The organism is Arthrobacter sp. 2YAF22_2 (assembly GCF_052114645.1).
Taxonomy (GTDB): domain Bacteria; phylum Actinomycetota; class Actinomycetes; order Actinomycetales; family Micrococcaceae; genus Arthrobacter.
This window is the reverse complement of record NZ_JBFRFD010000188.1, coordinates 1-6,249: the sequence shown is the minus strand read 5'-3', so window position 1 is coordinate 6,249 and position 6,249 is coordinate 1. Positions and strand designations below refer to the sequence as shown.

Here is a 6,249-nt window from a genome sequence, read left to right as displayed (position 1 = left end):
TGCCCGGCCAGCATGCGGGCCAGCTCCCGGACCCGTTCGGCTTCGTCCAGCAGCTGGACGTCACTGGAGGTGAAGCCGGTCGCCGTCGACCCGCCCGCGCCGCGCACCGAGGTCTTGGTGACCCGGATGTGCTGGTCCGCGAACGCCGCCACCTGCGGCAGGTGCGTGACCACGAGGACCTGGACGTGCCGGGCCAGCATCGCCAGCCGGCGGCCAATTTCGACGGCCGCGCGGCCGCCCACGCCGGCGTCGACCTCGTCAAAGACGAACGTCGGGACGGGGTCGACGGCGGCGAGCACCACCTCGATGGACAGCATCACGCGGGAGAGTTCGCCGCCGGAGGCCCCCTTGCCCAACGGCCGGGCCGGCGCGCCGGAGTGCGGCTGCAGGAGGAAGGAGATCTCGTCGGTTCCGAACGGGCCCAGTTGTTCGCCGGGGTCCACGTTGATCACCAAGGTGGCGTCAGCCATGGCCAGCGCGGTCAGTTCGGCGCTGACGCGGGCGGAGAGGTCCTTGGCGGCCTTCTTGCGTGTCTTGCTGATGGCGGCGGCCTGCTTGCGGAGGTCCGTCTCGGAGCGGGCGACCTCGGCTTCCAGCGCCTCGATCCGGGTGGAGTCGTCCTGGAGCTCGTCATAGCGCGCCCGGGCCTGCTCAGTCCAGACCAGTACCTCGTCGATGCTGGGCGCATACTTCCGCACGAGTTTCGCCAGCGCTGCCCGGCGGTCTTCGATCTCGGCAAGGCGTTCCGGGCCCTCGGTGTCGAGGGCGGCCTGGTAGCTCGCCAGTTCGCCGGCGATGTCGTTGAGCAGGAATCCCACCTCCGCCAGCCTGGCGGCGGCCGATCCCAATTCCTCGTCGTGTTCCGCGACGTGCTCCAGGGTCCGTTTCGCGGCGTCCACCAGTGTGGTGGCGTCGGCTTCCTCGCCGAATTCCTCGGAGATGAGGGCCTGATGGGCGGTGCTGGCTGCGATCCGCAGCTCCTCAACATTGGCAAGCTTGACGGCCTCGGCCTTGAGCGATTCATCCTCGCCCGGCTGCGGGTCGACGGCGTCGATCTCGGCCAGGGCGGCCTCAAGGGATTCGGCCTCGCGCAGCCGTTCGCGGGCGGCACTGCGGAGCTCCTCCAGCTCCGCTTGGTTGGCCTTCCAGTGCGCGTGCAGCTCCTGGTAGGCGGCCAGCGCGCCGGCCAAGGACTCCCCCGCGAACTTGTCCAGGGCCTCGCGCTGGGCCACCGGGCTCTTGAGCCTGATCTGGTCGGACTGCCCGTGGACTACCACCAGCGTCCCGCCGATCTCGGCGAGGACGCCGACCGGCGCCGCGCGGCCGCCGAGGTAGGCGCGGCTGCGCCCGTCGGCGCCGACGCTGCGGGCCAGCAGCAGTTCCGCGCCGCCGTCGAATTCTTCGACCTCGGCCCCCGCCTCACGCGCCCGGGTGACTGCGGCGTGGGCCGCGTCGAGCTTCAGCACCGCCTCGGCGGAGGCGCTCTTCGCGCCGCTCCGGACCGCGCCGGCGTCGGACCGCGCGCCGAGGAGGAGGCCGACGGCGGTGACCACCATAGTCTTGCCTGCGCCTGTTTCGCCGGTCACGACACTCAGGCCCGGGCCCAGCGGCAGTGTCGCATCGGTGATGACGCCGAGGTCGCGGATTCTCAGTTCTTCAAGYATGGGTCACTTCACAGTCGAGGGATCGGTCGGTGCGCCGGGGTCCGCGGACGGCGGCTCCGCGAATGGCGGCTCCGCGGACGGCTCCGCGTGCCGCGGAGGAGTGGGCAGGCCGCGGCTGGGCCGCAGGGTCCGCACCACCGGCACAGGCCCGGTGTGGATGGCGTCGGTTTGCGGCACCGGGCCGCGCCAGCCTTGGATGGGCAGCTCGAACTTGCGGACCAGGCGGCCGGAGAACGGGGTCTGGTGGGTGCGGGCCAGCCGGACCGGGGTGGCGGAGCGGGTGACTTCCACGCGGGCGCCGGGCGGCAGATCCACGGAACGCCGGCCGTCGCACCAGAGCACGCCCTGAGCGTCGGTCCGGTTGAGGATCTCGACAGCGAGCCGGGACCTGGGCGAGACTACCAGCGGCTTGGCGAAAAGGGCGTGGGCACTGATCGGCACGATCAGCAATGCCTCGACCTCCGGCCACACCACGGGGCCGCCGGCGGAGAACGCGTAGGCGGTGGAGCCGGTGGGGGTAGCGAGAACCACGCCGTCGCAGCCGAAGGACGTAAGCGGGCGTTCGTCGACTTCGGTGACCACCTCAAGCATCCGTTCCCGGTTGCCCTTCTCGATGGCCGCCTCGTTCAGCGCCCAGGTGTGCCAGATTTTCTGGCCGCGGACCCACACCTGCACGTCGATGGTCATCCGCTCCTCCACCGTGTACTGGCGGCTGGCGACCCACTCGACGGTCTGGGCCAGGTCCGCCCGCTCGCTTTCGGCGAGGAAGCCGACATGGCCCAGGTTGACGCCAAGCAGCGGCACATCAACCTCGCGCACCAGCTCCGCCGCGCGCAGGATCGTGCCGTCGCCGCCCAGCACCATGACCAGTTCGACGTCGGGCAGTTTGACGTGGTCGTGCAGGACCTCGACGGGCTGGTCCAGTTGCCCGAAGAACCGGACCATATCGCCGAGCTCGGATTTTTGCATCACGGGAACGATGCCGGAGGCATGCAGCTGGGCGCACGCTTCCCAGGCCGCCTTGAGGGACTCCTCACGGCCGGTGTGGGCAAGAATGAGGACACGCCTGCTCATCGGGTTCCGCCTTCTAGTACTTTTTGTGCTGCTCTTGCTTGCGGTAGTACTTCCACTGCTAGGTCCAGATCGTGCCGAGTAACGCGGCAACCGCCGCGTCCCGCTCCTCGATCTTAGGCAGGTCTGTCCGGTTCCCGCGTTTTATCCACAGAAAGTACTCGACGTTTCCGTCCTGGCCGGGCAGCGGGCTCTGCGCCAGACCATGCAGGTCCAGGCCCGCATCCATTGCCGCGGCCGCCACCTTGGCGACCGCCAGCCGGCGTTCCCGTTCGGAGCTGACCACCCCGGTGCGGCCCAGCCGGTCCTTGCCGATCTCGAACTGCGGCTTGACCATCAGCACCAGGTCCCCGCCGGGCTCGGTACACGCCGCGAGGGGCGCCACCACGAGGGTCAGCGAGATGAAGGAGAGGTCCGCCACGGTCAGTGCGGCCGGGCCGCCGATCTCTTCCGCGGTCATGTAGCGCACGTTCAGGCCTTCGTGGACCGAGACCCGCGCGTCGTTCCGGATTTGCGGCACCAATTGGTCATGCCCGACGTCGACGGCCACCACATGAGCTGCGCCGCGCCGCAACAGTACCTCGGTAAAGCCGCCGGTGGAGGCGCCCGCGTCGAGGCAGCGTTTGCCGGAGACCTCGACGGCGGGAAAGGCGTCCAGCGCGCCCGCGAGCTTGTGGGCCGCCCGACTGACGTAGTCATCCTCGCGCGTGGCCGCGACGTCCAAGACCATGCCGTCCTGTACCTGCAAGGAGGCCTTGGCCAGCACTTCTCCACCGGAGCTGACCTTTCCCTCGCCGATCAGGCGCGCAGCGTGGGTGCGGGACCTCGCCAGACCGCGGCTGACGAGGGCCTGATCAAGCCTGGTCATGGGCGGGGATCCCCCGCAGGCTGGCCGGCCACGTCCTCGTTGAGGGCTTCGACCAAGCCGTCGTGCAGGCCGGCATAGACCTCGCCGTGGGCCGACACCGGCAACCCCGACAGGCTGCCGAGGCGACTGAGTAAATTCTCGATAGCGGGATCGTCGATGGCGGCATCGTCGGCCGGCGTCGGCCAATCAACCCGGGCGTCAGCGCTGTTCGGTTCCGCGTCAGGGGCAAGAATCTGCTCGGTCATGCTCTCCAGTCTAGTGATTGAGCCACTCGAGACCGGGCGGCCGTGCGGTTTCCGTCTCGGGGTTGGCAGCCCACCAGGCGGCGCAGGCTGCACGCCACGAGTCGAGATCCGCGGGGGCACCGCTAACGCGAACGGTGTCCCCGAGCACCTCCGCCGTGGCGGCGCCGCAACGGAACTGGCCGTCGCCGTCGTGCTCCACCGTCGGGTACGGCCGGTAGAGATCGGTGAGGTCATTGATCAGGAAGGTGGGCCGTTCCCGAGTGCGGGCGGCGAGGATGGTCTCCCTCGTGTCGACCCCGGTCAGCACGGCCACGGTGGCAAAGCCGGCATTGGTGCCGCCGAGGATGTCCGTATCGAGCCGGTCGCCGACGACGAGCGGGCGCTCGGCGGCCAATCTCTTGGCGGCGGCATGGAACAGCGGGGCCTCGGGTTTGCCCGCCACGAGGGGCTCCCGCCCGGTGGCCGCGGTGACGGCGGCGACCAGTGTGCCGTTGCCCGGCGCCATGCCGCGGGCCTGCGGGATGGTCAGGTCCGTGTTRGTGGCGACCCACACGGCGCCGGCCGCGACGACGTAGGACGCCTCCGCGAGGTCCTTCCAGCCCAGGTCGGGGTGGAAGCCCTGCACGACGGCGACGGGGTCGTCGGCCTCGCTTCGGACCGGCACCAGACCTGCGATTTCGATTTCGCGGGCCAGCGCGTCGCCTCCGGTGATCAGGACGCGGGCGCCGGCGGGCAGCAGGGAAACCAGCAGTTCAGCGGCGGCCTGCGGCGAACTGACCACCTGCTGTTCCTCGGCCGGAGCGCCGAGCTCGCGCAGGTGCAGCGCGACCTCGGCGGGCGTCCGCGAGGCGTTGTTCGTCACGTAGCCCAACCCGACGCCGATTTCGGCGAGCCGTTTCAGCGATTCCACCGCGCCGGGAATGGCGTGTGGACCCGCGTAAACGACGCCGTCCAGATCGGCGAGGAGCGCGTCGAACCCGGAAATCAGCTCAGCTTCGGCCATGACTGGGCTAGTCCTCGGCGCGTTCCGGCGCGCTGGACTCATCAGCGTGGGCGTCTTCCGCGTGCCGGTCCTCCGCTTCCAGCTCGTCAGTTTCGACCGAATCCTGATCGGACTCGGCGTCGTCGGACTCGAAGAAGGCGGTTTCCTCGTCGTCGGAGCCGGCTTCAAGATCGTGCCCGGCGGACTGCGGTTCAGCGGCCTCGGGGAGCCCGGCTACCGATTCGGCGCTGGCAGCCCGAGGGGCCTGCTCCGCCACGGAAGCGGCGGCCTGCTGGGCGGCCTGCTCCTTAAGAACCCGGCGCCGCTGCTGTTCCTCGCGGGCTTCCTCTTCCTCGTCCCAGCCAAGGTCAATAATGTCCGGCTCTTCGTCGACGTTCATGCCCAGGGCGTTCTCGGCAACGACGGCTTGACGCTGCCATTTCCCGGCTTCGGCTTCGCGGCCAGCTGCCGTCAGGGCATCGCCGTAGGCGCGGAACAGCCGCGGGCTGTACGAAAAGGCGCGGTTGATGTCCAGTTGCGCGATTTCCAACTCGGAGACGGCGGCATCGAACTGGCCCAGGTCGGTACGCGCGCCGGCGGCGACGATCGCCAGTTCCACCTTGCCCGGAGCATCGAGGTCCTTGGCTTCTTCGGAGCGGGCGACGTCCAGGGCCCGGTCCGGGCGGCCGAGGCCACGCTCGCAGTCCGCCATGACCGGCAGATGCATGTTGGAGCCACTGATCCGGCGGTACGTCCGGAATTCGCGCAGCGCCTCGCCGTAGTGCCCCGCCGCGTACGCGGTCAGGCCGACTGCTTCCCGGACCGCCGCGAGGCGGCCGCCGCGCCGGCTGGCGGCCAGGGCGTGTTGGAAGGCGAGTTCCGGCTCGTCGTCAATCAGGCGGCCGGCCATGACGAGGTGGCGTGCCACCCATTCGGCGCTGTTATCTTCGAGCGTCTTGATCTGGTGCTGCGTGGCGCGGTCGAGTTCCTTGCCCGTGACGTCCTCGTCAATCTGGGGTGAACGCTCGCGGTCGGGTCGGTTGGCGCTGCGCAGGTCCCGGGCGTTCGGCTCGCGGACGGGACGGTCCTCGGGGCGGTCGCGGCCGAACTGGCGGGGACCGGAGTCTCCGCGGTCGAAGCTGCGGGCCGGCCGGTCCTCGCGGCTGCCGAAAGGCTTGCGGTTGTCACCACCGCTGAAGGGCTTGCGATCGCGGTCACCGCCACCAAAGCTGCGACGCTCCCCACCCTCACGCGAGGGACGATCGCCAAACGGCTTACGGTCGCGATCGCCGCCACCACTGAACGGCTTACGATCACGATCGCCACCACCACTGAACGGCTTACGGTCACGGTCACCRCCACCGAAACTGCGACGCTCTCCACCGTCACGTGAGGGACGGTCACCAAACGGCTTACGGT

General features: G+C 69.8%; 6 protein-coding genes. All 6 read right to left on the bottom strand.

The window, feature by feature from the left end; genetic code table 11:
* A partial coding sequence (gene recN / locus AB4Y86_RS09500; RefSeq protein WP_441401995.1) for a DNA repair protein RecN occupies nt 1-1,664 on the bottom strand: 1,664 nt, incomplete at its 3' end.
* A 3-nt stretch (nt 1,665-1,667) separates the two neighbouring features.
* Nucleotides 1,668-2,738, bottom strand: a complete 1,071-nt coding sequence (locus AB4Y86_RS09495; protein ID WP_441401994.1) for an NAD kinase — start codon at nt 2,736-2,738, stop codon at nt 1,668-1,670.
* Between the two features lie 58 nt (nt 2,739-2,796).
* On the bottom strand, nt 2,797-3,603 hold the full coding sequence (locus AB4Y86_RS09490) for a TlyA family RNA methyltransferase (RefSeq protein ID WP_441401993.1): 807 nt from the start codon (nt 3,601-3,603) through the stop codon (nt 2,797-2,799).
* Nucleotides 3,600-3,848 carry a hypothetical protein gene (locus AB4Y86_RS09485; protein ID WP_441401992.1) on the bottom strand — a complete coding sequence of 83 codons (249 nt, stop codon included), beginning with the start codon at nt 3,846-3,848 and terminating at the stop codon, nt 3,600-3,602. Before AB4Y86_RS09485 ends, AB4Y86_RS09490 begins: the two co-directional genes overlap by 4 nt.
* Nucleotides 3,849-3,858: 10 nt before the next feature.
* Nucleotides 3,859-4,851 (bottom strand): HAD-IIA family hydrolase, encoded by a 993-nt coding sequence (locus AB4Y86_RS09480; RefSeq protein ID WP_441401991.1) that lies wholly within the window; start codon nt 4,849-4,851, stop codon nt 3,859-3,861.
* A gap of 7 nt (nt 4,852-4,858) precedes the next feature.
* Nucleotides 4,859-6,249: hypothetical protein (locus AB4Y86_RS09475; RefSeq protein ID WP_441401990.1), on the bottom strand; the 1,391-nt coding region annotated here is incomplete at its 5' end.

Bases quoted from the DNA above. Each gene is read 5' to 3' on its own strand.
- AB4Y86_RS09495 (WP_441401994.1), bottom strand. From the start codon at position 2,738: ATGAGCAGGCGTGTCCTCATTCTTGCCCACACCGGCCGTGAGGAGTCC.
- AB4Y86_RS09490 (WP_441401993.1), bottom strand. From the start codon at position 3,603: ATGACCAGGCTTGATCAGGCCCTCGTCAGCCGCGGTCTGGCGAGGTCC.
- AB4Y86_RS09485 (WP_441401992.1), bottom strand. From the start codon at position 3,848: ATGACCGAGCAGATTCTTGCCCCTGACGCGGAACCGAACAGCGCTGAC.